Annotated in this window: 2 protein-coding genes; both read right to left on the bottom strand. The window is 50.1% G+C overall.

The annotated features are described in order from the left end of the window. Nucleotides 1-92 precede the first annotated feature (92 nt). Nucleotides 93-416 (bottom strand): DUF7768 domain-containing protein, encoded by a 324-nt coding sequence (locus G4407_RS16175; protein ID WP_172590495.1) that lies wholly within the window; start codon nt 414-416, stop codon nt 93-95. Between the two features lie 82 nt (nt 417-498). After that, a partial coding sequence (locus G4407_RS16170) for a DNA-methyltransferase (protein ID WP_173689697.1) occupies nt 499-994 on the bottom strand: 496 nt, incomplete at its 5' end.

The following is a 994-nucleotide window of genomic DNA, read 5'->3' as shown; positions in this document are numbered from 1 at the left end:
GTTCTCCCCAAAGTGCGTTTGGATATCCAAACGCTATGCTTGCAAAACGAGTACCGCCAGTCTCTGTATCACCCGGCAGACCCGCCTTTGATTTATTTCGATTCTTTGATCTGTACCAGTCCATCGAGTGTCGTACAAATGATATGGAGTCTGTCTGCCATACTGATTTCCGTATTCATCGTCCCTGTCACTTCTTTTCCGCATACAACGACCATCCGGCATCTCCGTAAAAGGATATGAGACATCCTTCCATATCCCTGCATATCTTCCGCATCTCCTTCTTCGAGGAACGGTGAAAATCCAAACCTCGGACAGATCGGTACATAACCCAGTTCATAGATTTTTCTGCAATATTTCTGCACTTTTACCCGGCTTTCTTCTGCTGAACAGCACACATAAGCCAGAGCCTGTTCCATACGCTCCATCCCCTTTCTGCATCCAGTTGGATGCCACTGCTTTTCTCTATTAAAAAACAAGATGTCCTATTGGACATCCCGGCTACTTTTCATCCTCGTTTTCTTCTGCTTCTAACGCAAACTTCACTCTGTCACTTCCCAATTTATAGTAGGCATCCGTCACTTCAATCCCTACGGCACGATACCCTGTCGTAACCGCTGCAAGGACAGTTGTTCCAGCCCCGGCAAACGGGTCCAGGATCAGACCTCCCGGCTCGCAGATCTGGATCACATCTTTCATAAGCTGCAATGGTTTCTCTGTCACATGGATGCGGTTCTGCGGATTTCCATATCGGAAAACACCCGGCAGACAGGAGACCGGGCGGTTGATCGGCATCGGTCCGTTACTGCCCCACACGATATATTCAGCCTGCTGGCGGAAGCGCCCTTTCTGCGGACGGGAGTTTCCCTTATCCCACACTGCGGTTCCTCTCCAGATCCAGCCTGCCCACTGCAGGGCATCTGTGATCGACGGGTACTGTCTCCAGTCAATGAACAGGCAGATCGGAGCACCTTTCTTACAGGCTTTCCGCACATCA

The sequence above is a fragment of the Allocoprococcus comes genome (assembly GCF_013300725.1).
Classification (GTDB): Bacteria; Bacillota; Clostridia; order Lachnospirales; family Lachnospiraceae; genus Allocoprococcus; species Allocoprococcus comes_A.
This window is presented reverse-complemented; position numbering and strand designations above follow the sequence as displayed.